The following is a 21089-nucleotide window of genomic DNA, read 5'->3' on the forward strand; positions in this document are numbered from 1 at the left end:
CGGCTGTCTTGCGCTCGGAAATTATATTGGAGGGACAATGTAATGAAGCTAGGTATTTTAGGCGCTTTCGCGTTTGTTCTTGCTGCTGCGGGTCACGCTCAGGCCGGCGATCACAGCGCCGCAGCAATCTTTTTTCATGATGTGACGAAATCGGCATGCGGTTTCAACATGACGCCAGAGTCGGCATTGAAAGCTGCAACCACTCTTGGAATGTCGAATCTTATCAGCGATCCATTGTTTTCGGCGATGGCTGCAATTTGCGAAGAGGTGAAGAAAGGAAACAACAGCAAAACTATTGAGATCCGGGTTCCCGACAACCACAAAGTGCTGCGGAAAGTCATCCTTGAAAGAGCCAAGTGGTGGCAAGCATAATAAGGGCGGCAGGGCCTGGCGGAGATGACAACGCGCGATAACCTCGGGAAAACCAAGCAAGCGACGGCTACCCTCTACCGCTCTCCCCAATCAACTCCCATATATCGACCTTCTCTGCGCGTCCTTTGACCTGTACGAGGCCCAGCGGCCGAAACCCGAACCGATCTCCCACGGCGTCGTGAACGGTCGCACTCACCAGGATCGACGTCCCAAACTCCTTATTCAACCCTTCCAGCCGCGACGCGACATTGATCGTGTCACCCATGGCCGTGTACTGCTGCCGCGAAATCGCGCCGAAGCTGCCGACGACGGCCGGGCCGGTGTGCAAGCCAAATCGGGTTATGAGCGCGGGGCGGCCGTTCTGGCAGTTCGCTTCGTTCAAGTCATCGATCGCCGCTTTCATCGCAAGTGCACATCGGCAGCCATGTTCGACATGCCGGATATCCGGGACAGGAGCGTTCCACATCACGAAAATGGAGTCGCCGAGATACTGGACGACGGTCCCGCCATTCTGCTCGGCGATGGTGTTCAGCCGTTCGAAATAGGCCGACAGCGTATCGACCACGTCCTCGGGCGAATTGAGCTCGGATATGGTGGTGAAGTCCCTGATATCGGTGAACAGCACGGTCACGTCCTGCCGCTTCGCCTTGACGACCGTTCGCCCCTCTGGGCTGACGATCCGCCGAACCACTTCTCGGGGCACGTAAAGGGCAAACTGGCCGATGGCGTGACGGCTTGCCGAGAGCGCGCTCGCCAGCGTGTTGATCTCCGTTATCCAGGAATGCGACAAGGCCTTCTCGTCGACATCGAGATCACCGATCCTGCGCGCCTCGTCGGCGAGCCGATAGAGAGAGCGGCTGACCATACGGGAAAGCAGCACCGATGCAGCGACACCCGCGATCAAGAGGACGCTGGCAATCAGGAGATTGCGCACGAGCAGCCGGTTGGCCTCGGCCACGAGGTCCTCCAGCGGCACGACGATTGCGGCCGTGCTTCCCCGGAACAGGCCGGACACGCTGACCGGGGCCATCTGCACCAGATAAGTTGCGCCATCGAGATCGAACCGTGCCGCGCCACCGCTTGCGAAAGCGGGATCGCGCCGCAGCCTGGCCACGGTTTCAAGGCTCGTGTCGAAACTGTTTGCCGTCGCCGCGAATGCGCCTGATGTTCTGGCCCACAACCCGATGATCCTGCTCATGATCTGAGGGTCGGAATGGGCGACGAGATTGCCGCCTTCATCGATGATGTAGGCGCGGGCATGCTGCGAAATCCCCTGCGCATCCAGCAGCTGGCCGATCGTCTGCAGGTGAATGTTGATGCCGACGACCACCTGGCGATCACCCTTCATCGGAGCGGCAATGGTCAGCGTGGGAACATTGAGCGTCCCGGTCACATAGGGTCCGACGGAGACAGGCACGCCATCCTGAACGACGGATTGATACCACGGGCGTTGCCGCGGATCGAAGGACGCGTATTCGATGTTCCGCTCGCCGATCGGTCTTGCCTGGCTGTCGAGAAAGCGAAGCGTGGATATGACATCGGCGCTTTGTCTCTCCGCGATCGTCCTGATCGCAAAAGCCGCGCCATCCGGCGCCGAGAGGGTCTGGCGGACATCCCTCCTGGCGGTGTTGATGACCTGCAGATAGGAACCGTCGGAATAACCGGTGTAGATGCTCGTCGCCTCGGGAATGGTTCGCAGGACTTCCAGAAAGAGTTCCTGTTTTGCTTCGCTATCCTCAGGCGGTGGGGAAACGAGCTGCGGCAGGGTCGATGCCAGCGCCACGGCCTCCGTGCCATCTTGCAACGTATTGCGGTATCCCTCGATCAGCCGCAGGCTCATCTCGCGCATCTGCCGCACGCCGGCATTCACCGCAGCATCGCTTCCCTGCCGAAACGCCATCCAGATGATTGGCATCGACGTGCAGAGCAGCGAGGCGACGACCAGGACGCCGAGATGCACTCTGAGCGGCTTAGACCAGTGCACGAGCTTTCCCTCGAAATGCGGACCGCCTCAGCGCACCTTTGGTTCAATGCCCGTCCAATTGTGCAGGAATGAGCGCCCCAACGGGGGTAGCTAACCGCTTTTTTCGGACTTGCACAAGGCGTCGATGTGCGTACTCGGCTGGCTAGCCTGACCGGTTGCTGCGGCAGAAAATGTCCGGTCGTGGTCCTCTCCTCTTGTCGGCATGGCGCGAACAAGAGCTATGATGGCGCGCCTTAAGGCAGGAACAACACGTTGTACTGATCGAGATCGCCCGGGAGGTCGCGAACTTTCATTTCCTCTTCGCGATCCTCGAAGATGACGAGGCAATCCTCGTAGAAGGCGGAAAGCGTTGATATGAAGGCTTTCGTTCCCTCCGGTCCGTAAAAGAGCGGAGTGAACTCCATGTAGAGCGGCACGCGGTGGGCAAGCAGCGGCTGCATCGACCGGCAGGCGACCGGCTCGTAGCCCTCGATATCCATCCAGACGAGGCCGATCGAGGCCGGATCGACCGACAGGCCTGCAAGGATAGCGGAAACCGGCTTTACCGGGACGCTGATCTTCCTGTCCCTTGGGCTCTGGCGGATGGCGCTGCTCTTGCCGTGATTGTCGAGGTTGAGGAAAAAGTCGATCTCGCCTTCGCTCTCGCCTGCGGCGCAATTGACGAGCCGGACCTTTTCTTCCAGCCCGTTCTGGCGGATGTTGAGGGCAAGCAGCGGGAAATTGCGCGGGTCGGGCTCGATGCTGACGATCTCGGCGTAAGCGCCGCTCAGCGCAAAGTAGACGGTCTGTGTGCCGATATTGCCGCCGATCTCGAGCAGCGTCGCATCTTTCCTGAGAAGGCCGCGCTCGCGCAGGATGACGATCAGCCGGTCGACGGCCTCACGCTCGAAATGACCCTTTCGGAAGACCTTGCGGCCGATGTAATCCGAAGGCGAGAAGGTCATCAGATGGTCGCCGGCGTCGACCGTCATGGAGACGACGCGCTGGCCGATATTCTCGATCAGCAGGCGGCGGCCGAAACGGGTGTTAAAGAAGCGCGAGGCCGCTCTATTGCGCGCCTTGCGCAGGCGGCGCTTCCAGTATTTGGCGGTCAGCCAGGGCCTGCCGGGCATCAGTCTTTTCCTTCGAGCGGTTCTGCCGCTTTCTCTCTCGGAATGACATAGACTTTCAAGGGCAGGGTCCGGCCGCGCACGCTGATTTCACGGCTTTCGATGCCGGAAAGATCAGCGCCGGAGAGACTTGCCACCGGCTCGGAAATGACGATCGCCGCTTCGAATTCCTTGGCGGCACTCTCGAGCCGGCTCGCGACGTTCACAGTATCGCCGATCGCCGTCATGCTGCGCACCCGGCCATATCCCATCGTGCCGACGACGGCGGGGCCGGTATGAATGCCGATCGCGATGCGCAACGGCAGCGCCAGTTCATCAGCGAGCTCGGCGGCGAGCTTTTCGATCTCGGCGACGATCGCCGCTGCCGCTTTGAGCGCCTGGCGGCATGCTTCCTCCGGCGCGGTGTTGAGGCCGAAAAGCGCCATGGCGCCGTCGCCGATGAACTTGTCGAGTCGACCGCCGGCCTGTTCCACTGCCTTGCCGATGATGGCGAAATAGCGGTTCAGCAGGAAGACGACGTCGAAGGGCAGGCGGGTTTCCGTCAGCGTGGTGAAATGGCGGATATCGACGAAGAGCACGGCGATCTCGCGCTCGCGGCCGGGGCTCGTTTCCTGGCTGTTGGCGGGAAGTGCCGCCTCGACGGCCGGCACGAGAAGCGGTGCGACCGCAACGTCGCGGTTCGGGCGAAGCTGACAGGCAAGCCGGACGTCCGGGCCGGCGTCGATGCGCCTCAGCGTCGTCTGCTCCATCTTGTCGGGGGCTGGCAGGTCGTCGTAATTGCCAAGGATCTGCACCCGGCAGGTCGAGCATTGGCCCTTGCCGCCACAGACGGAGTAATGCGGAAGGCCGCCGAGCCGGCTTGCTTCCAGCACCGAGAAGCCGCGAGGCACACGGATCACCTCCCCACCCGGATAATGCACGGCAACCTGGTTGAGCCGCTCTTTCAGCTTGCGCCGGGCGCGGGCGATGACGACGATCAGCAGCGAGGCCGAAAAGGCGCCGTAGAGCCCGGCGCGGATCATAGCGACCTGACGGTGAACTTCCGGGTTAGAGGTGTAATGGGTGTTGATGCCCTCCTTATAGGTGCTGATCGTCATTGCCTCCCGGTAGGAGGGGTCGGCGAGCGTGCGGCCCATTTCAACGAAACCGAGCAGCGAGAGCACCGGCACCAGGATCGCAAGCGCCAGCAGGAGGGGCGCGAAACGTGGATACCAGGGGCGGTAGCGTAGCCAGAAATGGATGCCGATGCAGCCGTGGATCCAGACGGCGACGACGGCGAGCCCCTGCCGCAATCCATTTGTCGGATTCCTGATCCAGAGCATGCTGACGACCGCATCGTAGTCATCGATGTAGCCATAGAGCGCGTGAGCGATGCGTGTGCCGATGACATGATCGAGAAGAAGCAGCGGGATCATCAAGCCGAGCACGATCTGCGCCATTTCCCCCTTTGGCATGACGAGGCTGCGACGCATGTAAATGGCGCGCAGCACCAGCGCGATATGGGTAAGTACCGACGAATAAAAGATGGCGGTCCCTAGAGGATTGCGCCAAATCGCGAGGAAGAGGTAGGCGGCTTTATCGGCGGCGGCGACAGAAACGAGGCCAATCGCATGGTTCGACAAATGCAGCAGCACGAAGATGAAAATGACGAGGCCGGAACCGAGCCTCGCCCTTCTGATCGCACGTTCCGAAAAAAACCCTGTGGCCGAGACAGTCGTCATTCATTCCCGTTCTTGTCGATATGACCGCAGGCCCATAGAGATTGAGAAAGAGGCGGAATTGCTTCGATCGCGATCACATTCCATATGCTTATGCGCAAGTTTTCGGGAAAGGGACAATAGCGGAAATTACGCCACGGGCGTGAGCAGGGTAAACAGTGTGTCTTACGAGAGGTGTCAATGCGGGTGGCTTTCTACGCGCCGATGAAATCGCCGAACCACCCGGTGCCGTCAGGCGACCGGTTGATGGCGCGGCTGCTGATCCGGGCGTTGGAGCTTGCCGGGCATGAGGTCGAAGTCGCCTCTGAATTTCGTACTTACGCCGACAGCCTGGAGGCGGCGGCCGAACTCGAACCGGCCATTCGCGCCGAGCTGGAGCGATTGCGGTTGAAATGGAGTTCGGAGCCGCGACCTGAACTCTGGTTCTGCTACCACCCCTATTACAAATCGCCCGATCCCTTCGGGCCGGCGGTATCAGCCGAATTCGCCATTCCCTATATCACCGCCGAAGCTTCCTATGCGGCAAAACGCGACAGAACCGGCTGGGCGGCTCGTCAAAAGCCGATCGGCGAGGCGATCATGCGGGCGGCGGTCAACATCAGTTTCACAACACGCGACGAGGCCGGTCTTGCTGCCGCCTTTCCCAGGGCAAGGCTTGCCGGCCTCAAACCCTTCATCGATACGGGGCTGTTCGAGATGGTGTCGCCGGCACCCGATCCGCACCGGCTGATGACGGTCGCGATGATGCGGCCCGGGGACAAGATGGAGAGCTATGCAATGCTCGCAAAGGCATTGCGGTTGATCGAAGACCGGCCTTGGACACTTGCGGTCATCGGCGATGGACCGATGCGGCAAGAGGTGCGGGCGCTGTTTGCCGGCCTTTCCGGCCGTGTCGAATGGCTTGGCGAGCGGAACGCCGTCGAGATTGCCCAATTGCTGGCGCGCGGCGGCATCTATGTCTGGCCGGGCTGCGGCGAGGCTTACGGCCTTGCCTATCTGGAGGCCCAAGCCGCCGGCCTGCCGGTTATCGCGCAGGAAACGGCGGGAGTGCCCGCGGTCGTCAGGGCTGATATGACCGGTCTGCTGACGCCGGATGGCGACGTCGCCGCCTATGCAGGCGCCGTCACTGCCCTGCTTGACGACCGGCAAAGACGTGACGCCATGGGGCAGGCGGCGCGGCGCTTCGTGCTCGACGAGCGATCGCTTGCGACGGCGGCGCGCGTCCTGGATGGGATATTGCGAGACAGTGCGGGAACAGGAGTGACGTGATGAGCGACAGCATGGCATGGGAGCCTTTGCGCCGGGAACTCGACCGCTGGCAGGCGGCCGGCCGCGTCGCGCGGCTCTGGCTGCGGGATGATGATGCCATCGAGCCGACGCCTGACCTGGAGATGCTGATGGCGTTGACCGGCGAAAGTCAGGTTCCGCTGACGCTCGCGGTCATTCCCGGCCTGACCGGCGAAGCGCTGGCCGCGCGGCTGGCGGAGGAAGCAAACATCGCGGTCGCGGTGCATGGCTGGTCTCATACGAACCATGCAGGGCCGGAGGGGAAGAAGCAGGAACTCGGCGGCGAGCGGCCGGTGGAGATCGTGCTCGGTGAGTTGGGTGAAGGGTTTCAGCTGTTGAAGCGACTACACCCGGCGCGTTTCGTGCCTGTGTTGGTGCCGCCATGGAACCGGATCGACGCGGCGCTCATTCCGGCGCTGCCCGGGCTCGGATTTGCCGCGCTTTCGGTCTATGGGCGGGCAAAGCAGGGTGGCCCGATGCCGCTGCTCAATACCGATGTCGATATCATCGACTGGCACGGCACGCGTGGGGGACGAAGCGAGGAGGAATTGGTGGCGGAGCTGGTGGCGGAACTTCGCGCCCGGTTTGCCGGCGACGACGAGCCAATCGGCGTTCTCACCCACCATCTCGTGCATGACGCGGCGGCGTGGAATTTCCTGTCGGCCTTGTTTGCGATGACGGCCCGGCATCCCGCCGTCCTGTGGTCATCGGCGGCAGCACTTCTGAAGCTTTAGATCACCACGGTCTGGTTGTCGCGGGCGGCGAAGGTTTCGGGGAAGGCGGCCTGCGCCTGCGCTTCCATCTGGGCGAGCTGTTCGTCGGTGCGGGAGGGCGCGTGGTGGAACAGGGCGAAGCGCTTGGCGTTCGCCATCTTGGCAAGCTCGGTGCCGTGCTGCCAGGTCGAATGGCCGAAGCCCTTGAAGCGCTGCATCTCGTCTTCATTGTAGGTACAGTCGTAGACGACGAGATCGGCGTCCTGCATCATCTCCAACGAGACCGGGTCGTAAGCGCCGGGAATATGCTCGATATCATAGATGAGAGCGACCGACCGGCCCTGCCATTCGATGCGGTAGCCGATGGCGCCGCCCGGATGGTTCAGCATGAAGGTCTTGATCACGATGCCTTCGTGGGGATTGAGCACCTGACCGGGATGGAAATCGCGGAAGTTCATCGTCGCCTGGCAGATGTCGGTTTTGACCGGAAACCAGGGCGGGCTGATGAACTGTTCGACCATTTCCCGTGTGCTCATCTTGCCGTCGAGATGACCGGACCAGATGTTGACGTTGATCGAGGGATAATAGATCGCCTTGAAGAAAGGCAGGCCGATGATGTGGTCGTAATGGCAGTGGCTGAAAAACAGGTCGACGTCACTGACGCCTTCAGCGATCAGCGACAGTCCGGCCTCGCGCAGACCGGAACCTGCATCGAAGATCATCCGGCGGTTTCCGCAGCGGATTTCGATGCAGGAAGTGTTGCCGCCGTAGCGGTCGAACTCGGGGCCTGATACGGGAATACTGCCGCGGACACCCCAAAATTTAACTTGAAACTGTTCTGTCGTCATCGTTCTTCAAACCGGCCTTCCCGCATCGCCATCGTAATCGTAGTTGATCCCGATGCGAAGCAGCAGAGTTCCACGGGTTTGCCTATGCCCCCTTTCATTCTCCTAACCGCTAGCGGAAGAAGAAGTAGATTTTCCTAAGCAATCGGCTTTCGCCGCGGAAAGCAACCCAGTATGGTTGGTTTTCAGTAAACAGGCTGATGTTGGAAGGGACATTTTCCCGTGGGTCATGCCTATAAGATGGTTGCGCGCGATCGAAAAAGCAAATTGCCGCCCCTGAACGGCCAAGCAACGCGGTAGTATCATCTATCACAAGGACTACAGCGAGGCGGTGATGCCGCCGTCGACGGTCAGCATGTGGCCGTTGACGAAAGAAGAAGCGTCCGAGGCCAGGAAGACGGCCGCGCCGACCAGTTCCTTCACTTCACCCCAGCGGCCGGCGGGCGTGCGGGTTTCCAACCAGGCGGAAAACTTCGGATCGTCGACGAGCGCCTGGTTGAGCGGTGTGCGGAAATAGCCGGGCGCGATCGCATTGACCTGCAGACCATATTTCGCCCAGTCGGTCGCCATGCCGCGCGTCAGGTTCTTCACCGCTCCTTTGGTGGCGGTATAGGGCGCGATGCCGGGACGGGCGAGTTCGGCCTGGACGGAGGCGATGTTGATGATCTTGCCGCGGCGGCGCGATATCATCGCCTGGGCGACCGGCTGGCTGACATAGAACAGGCTGGAGACATTGGTCTTGAAGATCTCGTCCCATTTGTTGACGGGGAAGGATTCCAGCGGTGTGCGGAACTGCATGCCCGCATTGTTGATCAGAATGTCGATCGGACCGATCTCCGCTTCGATATAGGCGATGGCGCTGCGGCTCGCCTCGGCATCGGTGACGTCGAAGGCGGCGCTGACGGCATGGCGGTTATGACTGCGAATATTCTCGGCGGCGGCTTCCGCTTTCTGCGCATCGCGCCCGTTGATGATGACCGAGGCACCGTGTTCGGCAAGGCCGAGCGCCAGCGCATGACCGATGCCCTGGCTGGAGCCGGTGACGAGGGCGCGGCGGCCGGAAAGATCGAAGAGGGGAAAGGTCACGAGGCGGCTCCTGATTTTTATCGCTTTCTGCATAGCCGGTTTCCGGCGCCACATGAAGGCGCGACGTCAGGTGCTTCCAAGCCTCTTGATATTTCCGATAAGCTCCCCGCCAAGACGCAGCGCGGCGGCGGTCGCCATCGTCATCTGCGGCAGAAGCAGCCATTCGAGCGTCCAGGCAGCACCCGAGCGTTCCTGCTCGTGGACGAGCGACTGGTGGATGCCCGACAGCGCCGTGGCGTTGAAGCGGGCAAGCGAGATGAGGACTTCGGCGGAAACGGGGTTCTGTTTGTGCGCCATCGCCGAGGAAGCGCCGCCGCCTGCAATTTCGATCTCGCCGCCGGCCTGGGTCAGCAGCGCAATATCCTGCCCCATCTTCCCAAGGCTGCCTGAAATCGAAGAGAACAGGCCGGCAATATCGGCGATCGGCAGACGCCCGCTCTGCCATTGCGGCGCGTCGGTGAGGCCGAGCTCCTGGGCGAGCGAGGCACGGATGGCGGCTGCCTGCGCCCCGAGCTTGTCGAGGGTGCCTGCGGCGCCTCCGAACTGGACGGGGAAACTCTGCTCGGTCAGCCGGTCGCGATAGACCATCAGCGGCGTGCGCCACGCATCGAGACGGTCGGCGACGGTGATCGGGATCGCCGCCTGCATTCGGGTGTGACCCATCAGGCGGCTGCTGCCAAACTTACGGCCGAGCGCATCGAGCCCTGCGATAATAGTGGAAAGCCGGCCGGCAAAGAGGAAGGTGACGGCCTTCAGGCGGATCATCAGGCTGGTGTCGATGACATCCTGGCTGGTGGCGCCGAGATGCAGGCTTTTGGCTGCTTCCTCGCCGACAGCCGTGCGCAACTGCTTGACGAGGTCGGGAACGACGACGCCGTCTCTCGCGGTTGCCGAGCGAAGGCTGATGAGATCGGGAGAAAAACTGGCGCAGGTCTCGGCGATACTCCTTGCAGCTTCGCCCGCAATGACGCCGTGTGCGGCTTCGGCCTTCGCGAGTGCGGCCTCGAAGAAGAGCATGGCGCGGATATCGGCCTCGGCGGAAAAATAGGGCGCGATTTCATCATCGCCGAGCAGGCCGGAGAGGAAGGGGTGGTCGAAGGGCGATGCGGTCATGGTCTGCTCGTTTGTGGTGGTGGCCCCTCATCCGGCTGCCGCCACCAACCGGGACCGAGCCATTGGTCTCGACCCGTCCTTCGGACCCCCGAGGGGAGAAGGAACTTAGGGCAGCGCCGACGCTTATGAGCGGTCGATCTCGTATGGCACTGTTCCCCTCTCCCCCGGGGAGAGGGTAGGGTGAGGGGGCTGCTTGCGCCGAGTCCTCCGAACTTAGCCCGCGCGCCCCTCAGATATCCAGAAACACCGTTTCCTTTGGACCTTGCAGATAGATGTCGAAATGACAAGTCGCACCGTCACGGGTGGCGACCATCGTTGCGATACGCTCACGGTGTTCGATGCGCAGAAGCAGCGGATCGGCGGCGTTGGCCTCTGCCTCTTCCGGGAAATACATGCGTGTCTGCAGGCCGATATTAATGCCGCGGGCGACGATCCAGACGGTGATGTGTGGGGCTTGTCTGCGGCCGTCCTTGAAGGGAACATAGCCGGGCTTGATGGTCTCGAAACTGTAGACGCCGTCTTCGGCCCGGGTCGGGCAGCGACCCCAGCCGGTGAAATTCGGATCGGCTGCGCCGCGCATCTCCGACGGGCTGTTGTAGAGGCCGGCGCTGTCGGCCTGCCAGATCTCGACGACGGCATCGCGCACCAATGCGCCGGCGCCATCGAAGATGCGGCCGGTGACGGCGATGCGTTCGCCGAGCGTCTTCTCATTGATCATCACCGTGCCGAGATCGGCGTCGTAGACGCCCGATATATCGCAGAAATTCGGCGTCAGGCCGATATGGACGTAAGGGCCGGCCGTCTGCGACGGGGTTTCCTTGAGGTAGCCGAGCTGCTGCATGGTCAGTTGCCCTCCAGTCTGTTTTCGAACATCGTCGAGCGGCGGCCGCGCAACACGATATCGAACTTATAGGCGCGCGAATCCATCGGAATGGTGTTGCCCCAGTCGAGCGGCGCGATCAGTTGTTCGATCGCTGCTTTATCAGGAATCGTACCGACGATCGGACATTTCCAGATCATCGGGTCGCCTTCGAAATACATCTGGGTGATCAGGCGCTGGGCAAAGCCGTGACCGAAGATCGAGAAGTGGATATGGGCGGGGCGCCAGTCGTTGACGCCGTTCGGCCAGGGATAGGCCCCGGGGCGAATGGTGCGGAAATGGTAACGGCCTTCCTCGTCGGTGATGGCGCGGCCGCAGCCGCCGAAATTCGGGTCGATCGCCGCGAGATAGGTTTCCTTCTTGTGGCGGTAGCGGCCGCCTGCGTTGGCTTGCCAGAATTCGACCAGAGCGCCGGCGACGGGCTTGGCCCGTTCGTCAAGCACGCGGCCATGAACGATGATCCGCTCGCCGATGGCGCTTTCGCCAGGGCGCGCATAATTCAGGATCAGATCGTTATCGAGTTCGCCGATGGTCGAATGGCCAAAGACAGGCCCGGTGATTTCGGAGATCGTGCCATCGAGCGAAAGCAATGCGCGCTGCGGCGAGCGCAGCACGGAGGTCTTGTAGCCCGGGGTGAGCGCCGGCGCATGCCAGGCGCGGTCCCTGGCGAAGAAAGCGCCGGTTTCGGGCTTGCGGTTCGGTTGTTCGGACATCTATCCCCCTCAGACCGTCTGTTCGGCGTCCATTTGTTCAAAAGCCTGCTTTGCGATCTTGATCGCGTGGTTGGCGGCGGGAACGCCGGCATAGATCGCGACATGCAGCAGCGCCTCGCAGATATCCTCGCGAGAGGCGCCCGTGTTGGCAGTGGCGCGCACATGCATGGCGACCTCGTCGTCCTGGCCGAGGGCTGCGAGCAGGGCGATCGTGACGATCGAGCGCTCGCGCTTCGTCAGCGTCGGGCGCGACCAGACGTGGCCCCAGGCGGCTTCGGTGATCAGTTCCTGGAATGGGCGGTCGAACTCCGTCGCGGCTGCTGTGGCGCGGTCGACATGGGCATCGCCGAGCACGGCGCGGCGGGTCGACATGCCCTGTCTGTAGCGCTCGGAGGAGGGCGCGTGTTCATTCATGAGCGGATTTCTCCTGACGGAAGGGAGGTGAGGAAGGCGCGGATGATCGCCGTCAGCGCTTCCGGCTGCTCGACGCAGGGAATGTGCGCGCAATCCGGGATGACTTCGTAGCGCGCGCCGGGAATAAGCTTCGCTGTCGAGAGGACGAGATCGGGCGGCGTCGAGCCGTCCTGGTCGCCGACGATGCAGATTGTCGGGACAGTGATTGTCTTGGCCGCCTCGGTGAAGTCGGCATCGCGGATCGCCGCGCACGCAGCCAGGTACCCCTCGACCGGCTGGCGCGTCAGCATGTTGCAATAGCCGGAATAAGCGGTGTTCTCCGGCCGGCGGAAGGCGGGCGTGAACCAGCGCTCCATGACGGTGTCCACGATGCTGCCGATACCATTCTTCTCGACGGCGGCGATGCGGGCGTTCCAGCTCTCTGATGTGCCGATCTTATGGGCGGTATCGCAGAGTATGAGGGCACGGGCGAGGTCCGGCCGGCGCTGATAGAGCGACTGTGCGATGAGGCCGCCAACCGAGAGGCCACAGATGACGGCATTCTTCACCGACAGAAGATCGAGCAGGCCGGCGAGATCCGTCGCATGATCCTCGATCGATGAGGGGAGCTGGCCGACATCGGAAAGGCCGTGGCCGCGCTTGTCGTAAAGCACGATGGCGAATTCGCCTGCAAGCCGCACCACGACGTCGCGCCAGATGCGGAAATCCGTTCCGAGTGAATTGGCGAAGACGATCACAGGTCTGTCGGCAGGGGCGCCGATGATCTGATAGTGGATCGTCACGTCGTTTATACGGGCGAACTGCACTGAAATCTCCTCTCGCGCTCTATTCTGGCCTCGATCATACGGGATCTGAGGAAAGAATGATGCGCGGATTCAAAACTTCGAAGCCTTCTTGCCGATTCGATGGGACAGGCGGATGCTCCGCTAGCGAAATTGAATATTTGATCCGGTTAAGTAAAATGATATTTCCTGGCTTTTCGATAACCTAGGGGTTATGTGAGCGATGATCGACAGCCGCGTCAAGTTTCGTCATCTGCAAACCTTCGTCGAGGTCGCGCGGCAGAAGAGCGTCATGAAGGCAGCCGAACTGCTGCATGTCAGCCAACCCGCGGTGACGAAGACGATCCGCGAGCTGGAACAGGCGCTCGGTGTCGGCGTCTTCGAGCGTGACGGCCGGGGCATCAAAATCACGCGCTACGGCGAGGTCTTCCTGCGCCACGCCGGGGCGGCGTTGACGGCGCTGCGCCAGGGGCTCGATTCCGTCTCGCAGGAGCAATTCGCCGATGCGCCGCCGATCCGGATCGGGGCGCTGCCGACGGTTTCGTCACGGATCATGCCGCGGGCGATGGAGCTTTTCCTCAAGGAGCGGACCTGGAGCCGGGTGAAGATCGTCACTGGCGAGAATGCCGTGCTTCTGGAGCAGCTTCGCGTTGGCGATCTCGACATTGTCGTCGGACGTCTGGCCGGGGCGGAGAAGATGGCCGGTTTCTCCTTCGAGCATCTCTATTCCGAGCAGGTCGTGTTTGCCGTACGTGCCGGCCACCCGCTGCTCGACGGCAGTCAATCGCCCTTTGCCGGTTTTGCGAATTATACGGTGCTGATGCCGACGCGGGGCTCGATCATCCGCCCTGTGGTCGAAAATTTCCTTATCGCCAACGGTGTCTCCAGCCTGCCGAACCAGATCGAGACGGTGTCGGACTCCTTCGGTCGTGCTTTCCTCAGGACAAACGATGCGATCTGGATCATTTCCAACGGGGTCGTAGCCGACGATGTAGCTGATGGACGGCTGGCGCTCCTGCCTGTTGATACCGGTGAAACCAAGGGGCCGGTTGGACTGACGATGCGCGCCGACGCCGTGCCGTCGGCGCCACAATCCATCCTGATGCAGACGATCCGGGAGGCCGCAGGCGAGGTTTCCGGGAAACCATGACCGGGCGCGCAATCGTCCGATTTACTTTTCGCAGGATATCGTGGCGGCGCCGGCAGGACCCATTCTTTAAATCTGCTTGATATATGCCCATATTTGGACTAAGTCTAATTCAGGATAGGAGCGGCTTTCATGCAGCATGCGCGACATCAGGAGCATCGGGAAGGCCAGGGGCCACAGCGGCTCGACACCGAACGCTTCGCCCCGGCAAACCGCAGAAGGCTGAGTGCGCCAGCCTTGCGAACCTTCCTGGCGATCGCCGACCTCTGGGGGCTGAGTGAAGAGCAGCGTCTGCTTGTGCTCGGCTATCCATCACGGTCGACCTATCACAACTGGGCCAAGCAGGCGCGCGAACACGGCGCTTTCACGCTTGATGTCGATACGCTCACTCGGATCTCGGCCGTCCTCGGCATTCATCAGGCGTTCGGGGTGCTTTTTGCCGACGAGCGCGCGGGCGTCGCCTGGCTGCGCATGCCGCATCAGGCTCCGGTTTTCGGCGGGCACCCCCCGCTCGATGTCGTAACGAACGGTACGCAGGATGGGTTGATGACCGTACGCCGGTTCCTGGATGGCGCGCGAGGCGGTGTCTACATGCAGCCGAACGTGCTCGACGAAACTTTCACGCCCTACGAAGATGCGGACATCGTCTTCCGGTGAGCGACCGTTTCGCCCAGGCGCCGCGTCCCTCGTACCGGCTGATCCCGTCGCAATTCCCGCCGATCGGGCTTTTTGAGACGGTGACGAGGGCAGCCGATCTCGAAGCAGTGATGGAACTCGTCGGATGGACCAACGACCGCCTTGTTGCCGATCGCATTCAGCGGCTGCCTGAGAAGGAATGGGTTTACGGCACTCCGAATGCCAGTATCGTGATGGCATCCTTCCTGCATGTCGCACCGGGTGGCATGCGGTTCAACGGTGCCGATCTCGGCGCCTGGTATGCGGCCGATGATCTCAAGACAGCCGCCGCCGAGGTTGGCCACCACCTCCGGCGCGAGGCTGTCGCGCGCGGGGTGGCGACGATGACGCGCACCTATAGATGCTACTCGGCCACCTTGTTTGGCGACTACCTCGACATTCGCGGAGAGCAGACGCTGCGGCCCGATATCTATGACGGCACCAGCTATGCGGCGGCGCAGGTGTTCGGCGAGCAGGTGCGCTCGAAAGGCCAGGCCGGCATCCTCTATGACAGTGTCCGGCTGCGAGGCGGCGTGAACGTCGTCGCCCACCGGCCGCGCAACATTCGGGATGTGGTGCAGGCCGATCACTTCGAGATCACCGTTTCCGCCAGCGACCGCCGCATCGATGTCAGAAAGCTGGCGGCCTGACGGCTCTAAACCGGCAGGCGCTCGGCCCATGCCTTTGCTGCATTCGCCATCGTGGCGAGGTGATCGGCGCTGGAGAAGCCGGAGATTTTCTTGCGCGGCTTGAGGTCGTGGTCGCCGTCCTCGAGCCAGAGGATCTCGATCTTGTCGGACAGATCGTAACCCGGCACCTCGTCGCTCGTGCCGAATTCGTCGCGCGTCCCCTGGCAGATCAGCGCGGGCGTCGTCAGTCCTGCGAGATGGCCGGTGCGCAGCTTGTCCGGCTGGCCCGGCGGATGGAAGGGATAGCCGAGGCAGAGCAGTCCGGCGATCTTTCCCCTGTCATACAAATCGTCGGCGATCATGCTGGCAACCCTGCCGCCCATCGACTTGCCGCCGATGATGAGGGGGCCGCCGGCGTTAAGCTCGGCAATGGCCGCTTCGTATTCGGGATTGAGCGTTTCGGCCCGCGGCGGCGGCTTGCGGCCTTCGGAGGTACGGCGGGCGGCCATATAGGCGAATTCGAAACGGGCGACCCGGAAGCCGACGCCGACGAGCGCATCTGCCGCTCCCGTCATCGATGCCGAATCCATCGGCGCGCCGGCGCCGTGGGCAAGAAGGATCGTGAAGCGCGCGTCCTGAGGACCTTGCAGCAGAAATCTGTCAAGCATTCGAAATCCTATATATCGCCGCGGGAACCATATGGGTGACCACGACTTTCCTCGAAGAAAACGGCCATGGCGCGGAATCGCCCTTGAAACCGTGATGCAAAAGGTACATATAGCGGCCCTGCCTGAAAAATGGATGCGTACGGTATCGACGTCGTCGAACGGTCCGCTGTCCGACAGGATAAGGGCGCTCCCCGAAAGGGTCGAGCGCCCTTTTTGCTTTCCGGCTTCGCGCGGGCTGATTTTTCGCATCCGTACTGTCGATTTTCGCATCCGCCGTTCGTCATGCCAACGATGTGCTGGAATTGCACTTGCCGCTTCAGCGCGTCTGGCAAAACAGAAGGAGAATATCGTCATGGATAATCGGCATCTGGTACCTGCCGCCGCGCTTGCGGCGAAGAACGGCGTGCGTTTCCCCAATGAGAGCGAGGCCTATCGCAGCGCCCGCGACGCGCTGCTGGCGGAAGAGATCGAACTGCGCCGGCACATCGAGCGCGTGGCGGTGCAGCGCCGGGCGCTGCCGCCGGGCGGCGAAGTGAAGAATGATTATCGCTTCGAAGGCGCCGACGGGCCGACAAGCTTCAGCGAACTCTTCGCCGACAAGGAGACGCTGATCGTCTACAGCTACATGTTCGGCCCCCAACGCGAGCGCCCGTGCCCTATGTGCACCTCGCTGCTGTCGGCCTGGGACGGCGAAGCGCTCGATATCCAGCAGCGCGCCGCGCTTGCCATCGTCGCCCGCTCGCCGCTTGAAAGGCTGCTCGCCTTCAAGAAGGAGCGCGGCTGGCATCACCTGCCGCTCTATTCCGATCTGACGGGCGATTATAGCCGCGATTACCATGCCATCGGCAATGATGGCAGCGATGATGCCGCCTTCAATGTCTTCACGAGGCGCGACGGCACCATCCGCCACTTCTGGAGCCAGGAGATGGGCGGCATCACGGCCGATCCCGGTGAAGATCCGCGAGGTGCGCCCGATCTGATGCCGCTCTGGACCGTGCTCGATTCGACGCCTGAAGGCCGGGCACCGGACTGGTATCCGAAGCTCTCCTATTGATAATTGCAGGGCGTCAGCCGGTGGAGCGGTTTCTGGAGGTCTCGATCCATTCGAGGTTGGCGACCGAGGCCTCCGGCAGCAGCGATGGATCGAGATCGTAGACATAGCCGCTCAGCATGTCGGCGGCGCGTTCGGTCGCCTCGATCTTCGCCTCGGTTTCCGCGACCGCCTTGGCGATCGCTTCAATGCGGGCGCGGAACATGTGGGCGAGCACATCGCGGCCGGACTGCTTTTCGAGCCGCTCCAGATGCAGTCCGATGCGCGAGGCGTGGCGTTCCAGCTCGCTCTTGCTGAACCGCGCCTTGCGCAACTCCTCCGAGAGACTGTCCTGCATGACGGCGACGGGATCGAAGCTTCCGGGAGCCCGCTCGTCGAGCACCGCGTCGGTCACGAGCTTCTCGATCATGACGAGCGCCTGCAGCTCCGCAGCATCGGCGAATTCGACGTCATAGCCGGTGTCGTCGTAAACCTTGCGGCGGAGCGGATCGAGAAGTAGCGCATAGGCTTTCTGCAAAATGCCGAAGGCTTCCGTATCGCCTCCCGAATCGGGATGGGCGACCTTGGCACGGCGCCGATAGGCGGCCTTCACTTTCGCCTCGTCCGCATCGCGTTCAACGCCGAGAATATCGTATGGATCCGTCACGCCTTCTCCCCTGCTGCCCGAATGCCGGGGCAGTCTAGGTCTTCTTTTGCATCACAAAGGCAAAGTTTAGACCGAAAGGAGGAAGGACGTCCATGGTCTGACATGAGAATGGCCGATGCCGTGGCCTCGACAATTCATGAATTATCCATATTTTTCAATAAGTCGTAAGACGATTAGCCTGTGGTGATCGAGGCGAGATAACATTTGGCGTCGCCGTCGATTTTTAGTTCGGTTCCGGCCGCATTCTCGATCAGCAGCGTATCGCCGGCCGCAAGCACGCCGGCCTCGTCGTTCCACCGGAATGACACTGCGCCGCGATGGCAAAGGAACAGGCTTGTCGACGACGGGAGAGCCACGATCCTGTAACCTGCGACGTCGATCCGGCTGAGCGTATGGGCGAGCCCATCACGGCGCGTCATCACGTTGAGGTCGGTGATCGCACCGTCTTGGAGTCTGGCCGAGACGGGGATATCCGCCGGGAAGGCCAGGGGATCGCTTGCCGTCGTCAGCAACACCGGGGCGCTGCCTTCGATGTCGAGCACCATGCCGTTGCCGTCGAGAATCACAAGCGTACGGTCGATGCCCGGAAAGATCGAAAACGGGCCATTCGTCGCGACGGTCGCCATGCTGACGCGCCAGTCGAAGCCGGCAAGGCCGGCGTCTTCAGGCGAAACGGCGATCTCCACCGTTTCGCCGCCGCCGTTTTTCCACGGCATGCGCTTATGATCGCCAGCGCGCAGGATCTTCATCGGGCTCAGTTCCCGAGAATGCCGGGCAGGCGCAGGCCCTTGTCCTTGGCGCAATCGATAGCGATCTCGTAGCCGGCATCGGCGTGGCGCATGACGCCCGTCGCCGGGTCGTTCCAGAGCACGCGTTCAAGACGCTTCGCCGCATCATCCGTGCCATCCGCGCAGATGACGACGCCGGAGTGCTGGGAGAAGCCCATGCCGACGCCGCCGCCGTGATGCAGCGACACCCAGGTGGCGCCCGACGCGGTGTTGAGCAGGGCGTTCAGGAGCGGCCAGTCGGAGACGGCATCGGATCCGTCCTTCATGGCTTCGGTTTCGCGGTTCGGCGAGGCGACGGAGCCCGAGTCGAGGTGATCGCGGCCGATGACGATCGGTGCGGAAAGCTCGCCGTTCCTGACCATTTCATTGAAGGCCAGCGCCAGGCGGTGACGGTCACCGAGGCCGACCCAGCAGATGCGCGCCGGCAGGCCCTGGAAGGCGATGCGCTCCCTGGCCATATCGAGCCAGTTGTGCAGGTGGGTATTGCCGGGGGTCAGCTCTCTCACCTTGGCATCGGTCTTGTAGATATCCGCTGGGTCGCCTGACAGGGCGGCCCAGCGGAAGGGGCCGATGCCGCGGCAGAACAGCGGTCTTATATAGGCCGGCACGAAGCCGGGGAAAGCGAAGGCGTTTTCCAAACCTTCTTCCTTGGCGACCTGGCGGATATTGTTGCCGTAGTCGAGAGTCGGGATGCCGGCGTTCCAGAAAGCGATCATCGCTTCGACATGTTCGCGCATTGAGGCGCGTGCGGCTTTTTCTACAGCCTTCGGATCGCTCTCGCGCTTCGCCTTCCACTCGGCCATCGTCCAGCCCTTCGGCAGGTAGCCGTTGATCGGGTCGTGCGCCGAGGTCTGGTCGGTGACCATATCGGGGCGGATGCCGCGGCGGACCATTTCCGGCAGGATTTCGGCGGCATTGCCGAGCAGGCCGACGGATTTGGCTTCACCAGCCTTGGTCCAGCGGTCGATCATCTCGAGCGCTTCGTCGAGCGTCTCGGCCTTGGCGTCGAGATAGCGGGTGCGCAGGCGGAAGTCGATCGAGTCGGGATTGCATTCGACGGCGAGGCAGCAGGCGCCGGCCATGACGGCGGCGAGCGGCTGGGCGCCGCCCATGCCGCCGAGACCGCCGGTCAGGATCCATTTGCCCTTGAGGTTGCCGCCATAGTGCTGGCGGCCGGCCTCGACGAAGGTCTCATAGGTACCCTGCACGATGCCCTGCGTGCCGATATAGATCCACGAGCCGGCCGTCATCTGGCCGTACATGGCAAGGCCCTTCTTATCCAGCTCGTTGAAGTGATCCCAAGTTGCCCAATGCGGTACGAGGTTGGAATTGGCGATCAGCACGCGCGGCGCATCCTTGTGGGTGCGGAAAACGCCGACCGGCTTGCCGGACTGTACGAGCAGCGTTTCTTCTTCCGTCAGCGTCTTCAGCGTCGCAACGATACGGTCGAAATCTTCCCAGGTGCGGGCGGCGCGGCCGATGCCGCCGTAAACGACGAGCTCGTTCGGATTTTCGGCAACATCAGGGTCGAGATTGTTCATCAGCATGCGTAGCGGCGCTTCGGTCATCCAGCTCTTGGCATTGAGATCGTTGCCGCGGGGCGCGCGGATTTCGCGGATGTTATGGCGTGGATTGTTCATGACGGTTCCCCTGTCGAGTGATCTTTATCGTTTCAGGCCTGGCGCGATCTGTTCGATGCGCACCAGAATGTCTTTGAGGTGGACGCGAAGCCTGTCCGCCTTGGCGGCGTCGTAGGCGAAGGGCACTGCCTCGGTCTGCAGATGCGTGGATTGCGCAAGCTCCATCTGGATCGCATGCACACCGGTCTCGGGCCGGCCGTAGTGGCGTGTCGTCCAGCCGCCCTTGAAGCGGCCATTGAGGACGCTGTCATACCCTTCGGCGGCCTCGACGACGCTCAGCGTCGCCTGCTCGATGGCGCTGTCGCAGGTCTTGCCCATATCGGTGCCGATATTGAAATCCGGCAGCTTGCCTTCGAAGAGGAAGGGAATGTGGGAGCGGATCGAGTGGCAATCGTAAAGGATCGCCACGCCATGGATTGCTCTGACGCGCTCGATCTCGGCGGCAAGAGCCGCGTGATAGGGCGCATGAAAATCCCGCAGCCGTGCCGCAATGTCCGCTTCATCTGGCGCCTGTCCGTCCTTCCAGATCGCCTTGCCGTCGAAATCCGTTTCGGGGACGAGGCCGGTAGTGTTCTGGCCGGGATAGAGGCTGACACCCGCCGGATCTCGGTTGGCGTCGATCACGTAGCGATGGAAGGTGGCCCGCACGGTCGTGATGTTGTCGAGCAGCCCGTCATAGAGGTGGTGGATGTGCCAGTCGGTATCGGCGAGAATCCGGCCGTTGTCGTTGAGGCGGTCGTAGATCGCGGGCGGGACGTCCGTGCCGGTGTGAGGGAAGCCGAGGATGACGGGCGAGGTGCCTTGGCGGATTTCGTATGGTGCGATCATC

Annotated in this window: 22 protein-coding genes; 7 read left to right on the forward strand and 15 right to left on the reverse strand. The window is 62.2% G+C overall.

Annotation, left to right across the window (positions count from 1 at the left end; translation table 11 throughout):
- The first annotated feature begins 42 nt into the window (after positions 1 to 42).
- The gene (locus tag NE852_RS24185) at positions 43 to 372 is read left to right on the forward strand and encodes a hypothetical protein (protein ID WP_008531639.1); all 330 of its coding nucleotides are present in this window, start codon (positions 43 to 45) and stop codon (positions 370 to 372) included.
- A gap of 67 nt (positions 373 to 439) precedes the next feature.
- On the opposite strand, the gene NE852_RS24190 is transcribed toward NE852_RS24185, so the two are convergent.
- The 3 genes from NE852_RS24190 to NE852_RS24200 form a co-directional block, all read right to left on the reverse strand.
- Positions 440 to 2356: an adenylate/guanylate cyclase domain-containing protein gene (locus NE852_RS24190; RefSeq protein WP_037173450.1), complete on the reverse strand. Its 1917-nt coding sequence runs from the start codon at positions 2354 to 2356 to the stop codon at positions 440 to 442.
- 233 nt (positions 2357 to 2589) lie between these two features.
- Positions 2590 to 3468 (reverse strand): FkbM family methyltransferase, encoded by an 879-nt coding sequence (locus tag NE852_RS24195; RefSeq protein ID WP_008531641.1) that lies wholly within the window; start codon positions 3466 to 3468, stop codon positions 2590 to 2592.
- A complete protein-coding gene (locus NE852_RS24200; protein WP_258156808.1) occupies positions 3468 to 5186 on the reverse strand; it encodes an adenylate/guanylate cyclase domain-containing protein in 1719 nt (572 codons plus the stop codon). Before NE852_RS24200 ends, NE852_RS24195 begins: the two co-directional genes overlap by 1 nt.
- A 177-nt stretch (positions 5187 to 5363) precedes the next feature.
- Between NE852_RS24200 and NE852_RS24205 the strand changes: the two genes are divergently transcribed.
- Both NE852_RS24205 and NE852_RS24210 read left to right on the forward strand, forming a co-directional pair.
- Complete coding sequence (locus NE852_RS24205) at positions 5364 to 6452, forward strand: glycosyltransferase family 4 protein (protein ID WP_008531648.1); 1089 nt, start codon at positions 5364 to 5366, stop codon at positions 6450 to 6452.
- Positions 6452 to 7204, forward strand: a complete 753-nt coding sequence (locus NE852_RS24210; RefSeq protein ID WP_258156809.1) for a polysaccharide deacetylase family protein — start codon at positions 6452 to 6454, stop codon at positions 7202 to 7204. Before NE852_RS24205 ends, NE852_RS24210 begins: the two co-directional genes overlap by 1 nt.
- Here NE852_RS24210 and NE852_RS24215 read toward each other — a convergent pair.
- The 7 genes from NE852_RS24215 to pcaD all read right to left on the reverse strand — a co-directional run bounded on the left by NE852_RS24215 (position 7201) and on the right by pcaD (position 13040).
- The gene (locus NE852_RS24215; protein WP_258156810.1) at positions 7201 to 8031 is read right to left on the reverse strand and encodes an MBL fold metallo-hydrolase; all 831 of its coding nucleotides are present in this window, start codon (positions 8029 to 8031) and stop codon (positions 7201 to 7203) included. The genes NE852_RS24210 and NE852_RS24215 overlap by 4 nt on opposite strands.
- A 315-nt stretch (positions 8032 to 8346) precedes the next feature.
- The gene (locus NE852_RS24220; RefSeq protein WP_008531654.1) at positions 8347 to 9114 is read right to left on the reverse strand and encodes an SDR family oxidoreductase; all 768 of its coding nucleotides are present in this window, start codon (positions 9112 to 9114) and stop codon (positions 8347 to 8349) included.
- A gap of 66 nt (positions 9115 to 9180) precedes the next feature.
- Positions 9181 to 10227: a 3-carboxy-cis,cis-muconate cycloisomerase gene (locus NE852_RS24225; RefSeq protein WP_008531655.1), complete on the reverse strand. Its 1047-nt coding sequence runs from the start codon at positions 10225 to 10227 to the stop codon at positions 9181 to 9183.
- 229 nt (positions 10228 to 10456) lie between these two features.
- Complete coding sequence (pcaG, locus tag NE852_RS24230; protein WP_008531660.1) at positions 10457 to 11068, reverse strand: protocatechuate 3,4-dioxygenase subunit alpha; 612 nt, start codon at positions 11066 to 11068, stop codon at positions 10457 to 10459.
- Between the two features lie 2 nt (positions 11069 to 11070).
- On the reverse strand, positions 11071 to 11820 hold the full coding sequence (pcaH, locus tag NE852_RS24235; protein ID WP_008531661.1) for a protocatechuate 3,4-dioxygenase subunit beta: 750 nt from the start codon (positions 11818 to 11820) through the stop codon (positions 11071 to 11073).
- Positions 11821 to 11829: 9 nt separating this feature from the next.
- The gene (pcaC, locus tag NE852_RS24240) at positions 11830 to 12234 is read right to left on the reverse strand and encodes a 4-carboxymuconolactone decarboxylase (RefSeq protein ID WP_008531665.1); all 405 of its coding nucleotides are present in this window, start codon (positions 12232 to 12234) and stop codon (positions 11830 to 11832) included.
- Entirely contained in the window at positions 12231 to 13040 is an 810-nt protein-coding gene (pcaD, locus tag NE852_RS24245; RefSeq protein WP_258156811.1) for a 3-oxoadipate enol-lactonase, read from the reverse strand. Before pcaD ends, pcaC begins: the two co-directional genes overlap by 4 nt.
- Positions 13041 to 13239: 199 nt before the next feature.
- Between pcaD and pcaQ the strand changes: the two genes are divergently transcribed.
- The 3 genes from pcaQ to NE852_RS24260 all read left to right on the forward strand — a co-directional run bounded on the left by pcaQ (position 13240) and on the right by NE852_RS24260 (position 15488).
- A complete protein-coding gene (gene pcaQ, locus NE852_RS24250) occupies positions 13240 to 14166 on the forward strand; it encodes a pca operon transcription factor PcaQ (RefSeq protein ID WP_008531674.1) in 927 nt (308 codons plus the stop codon).
- Positions 14167 to 14295: 129 nt separating this feature from the next.
- Positions 14296 to 14820: an MbcA/ParS/Xre antitoxin family protein gene (locus tag NE852_RS24255; protein WP_008531676.1), complete on the forward strand. Its 525-nt coding sequence runs from the start codon at positions 14296 to 14298 to the stop codon at positions 14818 to 14820.
- On the forward strand, positions 14817 to 15488 hold the full coding sequence (locus NE852_RS24260; protein WP_258156812.1) for an RES family NAD+ phosphorylase: 672 nt from the start codon (positions 14817 to 14819) through the stop codon (positions 15486 to 15488). The genes NE852_RS24255 and NE852_RS24260 overlap by 4 nt, the downstream gene beginning before the upstream one ends.
- A 5-nt stretch (positions 15489 to 15493) precedes the next feature.
- Here NE852_RS24260 and NE852_RS24265 read toward each other — a convergent pair whose 3' ends face one another.
- The gene (locus NE852_RS24265) at positions 15494 to 16135 is read right to left on the reverse strand and encodes an alpha/beta family hydrolase (protein WP_258156813.1); all 642 of its coding nucleotides are present in this window, start codon (positions 16133 to 16135) and stop codon (positions 15494 to 15496) included.
- Positions 16136 to 16487: 352 nt separating this feature from the next.
- Here NE852_RS24265 and NE852_RS24270 point away from each other — a divergent pair, with 352 nt between their 5' ends.
- Positions 16488 to 17189 (forward strand): DUF899 family protein, encoded by a 702-nt coding sequence (locus NE852_RS24270; RefSeq protein ID WP_008531683.1) that lies wholly within the window; start codon positions 16488 to 16490, stop codon positions 17187 to 17189.
- A 13-nt stretch (positions 17190 to 17202) separates the two neighbouring features.
- Here NE852_RS24270 and NE852_RS24275 read toward each other — a convergent pair whose 3' ends face one another.
- The 4 genes from NE852_RS24275 to hutG all read right to left on the reverse strand — a co-directional run bounded on the left by NE852_RS24275 (position 17203) and on the right by hutG (position 21088).
- Positions 17203 to 17832, reverse strand: a complete 630-nt coding sequence (locus tag NE852_RS24275) for a J domain-containing protein (RefSeq protein ID WP_258156814.1) — start codon at positions 17830 to 17832, stop codon at positions 17203 to 17205.
- 173 nt (positions 17833 to 18005) lie between these two features.
- Positions 18006 to 18581, reverse strand: a complete 576-nt coding sequence (locus NE852_RS24280) for a HutD family protein (protein ID WP_008531689.1) — start codon at positions 18579 to 18581, stop codon at positions 18006 to 18008.
- 5 nt (positions 18582 to 18586) lie between these two features.
- Complete coding sequence (gene hutU / locus NE852_RS24285) at positions 18587 to 20260, reverse strand: urocanate hydratase (RefSeq protein WP_037173478.1); 1674 nt, start codon at positions 20258 to 20260, stop codon at positions 18587 to 18589.
- Between the two features lie 24 nt (positions 20261 to 20284).
- Positions 20285 to 21088: an N-formylglutamate deformylase gene (gene hutG, locus NE852_RS24290; RefSeq protein WP_008531693.1), complete on the reverse strand. Its 804-nt coding sequence runs from the start codon at positions 21086 to 21088 to the stop codon at positions 20285 to 20287.
- Position 21089 lies beyond the last annotated feature (1 nt).

The sequence above is a fragment of the Rhizobium sp. Pop5 genome (assembly GCF_024721175.1).
Taxonomy (GTDB): Bacteria; Pseudomonadota; Alphaproteobacteria; order Rhizobiales; family Rhizobiaceae; genus Rhizobium.

What these genes read in the sequence shown, in the direction of transcription:
- NE852_RS24270 (WP_008531683.1), top strand. Translation starts at nt 16,488, where the DNA reads ATGGATAATCGGCATCTGGTACCTGCCGCCGCGCTTGCGGCGAAGAAC.
- pcaQ (WP_008531674.1), top strand. Translation starts at nt 13,240, where the DNA reads ATGATCGACAGCCGCGTCAAGTTTCGTCATCTGCAAACCTTCGTCGAG.
- hutG (WP_008531693.1), bottom strand. Translation starts at nt 21,088, where the DNA reads ATGATCGCACCATACGAAATCCGCCAAGGCACCTCGCCCGTCATCCTC.
- NE852_RS24215 (WP_258156810.1), bottom strand. Translation starts at nt 8,031, where the DNA reads ATGACGACAGAACAGTTTCAAGTTAAATTTTGGGGTGTCCGCGGCAGT.
- NE852_RS24210 (WP_258156809.1), top strand. Translation starts at nt 6,452, where the DNA reads ATGAGCGACAGCATGGCATGGGAGCCTTTGCGCCGGGAACTCGACCGC.
- pcaG (WP_008531660.1), bottom strand. Translation starts at nt 11,068, where the DNA reads ATGCAGCAGCTCGGCTACCTCAAGGAAACCCCGTCGCAGACGGCCGGC.
- NE852_RS24200 (WP_258156808.1), bottom strand. Translation starts at nt 5,186, where the DNA reads ATGACGACTGTCTCGGCCACAGGGTTTTTTTCGGAACGTGCGATCAGA.
- NE852_RS24205 (WP_008531648.1), top strand. Translation starts at nt 5,364, where the DNA reads ATGCGGGTGGCTTTCTACGCGCCGATGAAATCGCCGAACCACCCGGTG.
- NE852_RS24195 (WP_008531641.1), bottom strand. Translation starts at nt 3,468, where the DNA reads ATGCCCGGCAGGCCCTGGCTGACCGCCAAATACTGGAAGCGCCGCCTG.
- NE852_RS24265 (WP_258156813.1), bottom strand. Translation starts at nt 16,135, where the DNA reads ATGCTTGACAGATTTCTGCTGCAAGGTCCTCAGGACGCGCGCTTCACG.
- hutU (WP_037173478.1), bottom strand. Translation starts at nt 20,260, where the DNA reads ATGAACAATCCACGCCATAACATCCGCGAAATCCGCGCGCCCCGCGGC.
- NE852_RS24255 (WP_008531676.1), top strand. Translation starts at nt 14,296, where the DNA reads ATGCAGCATGCGCGACATCAGGAGCATCGGGAAGGCCAGGGGCCACAG.
- NE852_RS24225 (WP_008531655.1), bottom strand. Translation starts at nt 10,227, where the DNA reads ATGACCGCATCGCCCTTCGACCACCCCTTCCTCTCCGGCCTGCTCGGC.
- pcaH (WP_008531661.1), bottom strand. Translation starts at nt 11,820, where the DNA reads ATGTCCGAACAACCGAACCGCAAGCCCGAAACCGGCGCTTTCTTCGCC.
- pcaC (WP_008531665.1), bottom strand. Translation starts at nt 12,234, where the DNA reads ATGAATGAACACGCGCCCTCCTCCGAGCGCTACAGACAGGGCATGTCG.
- NE852_RS24185 (WP_008531639.1), top strand. Translation starts at nt 43, where the DNA reads ATGAAGCTAGGTATTTTAGGCGCTTTCGCGTTTGTTCTTGCTGCTGCG.
- NE852_RS24280 (WP_008531689.1), bottom strand. Translation starts at nt 18,581, where the DNA reads ATGAAGATCCTGCGCGCTGGCGATCATAAGCGCATGCCGTGGAAAAAC.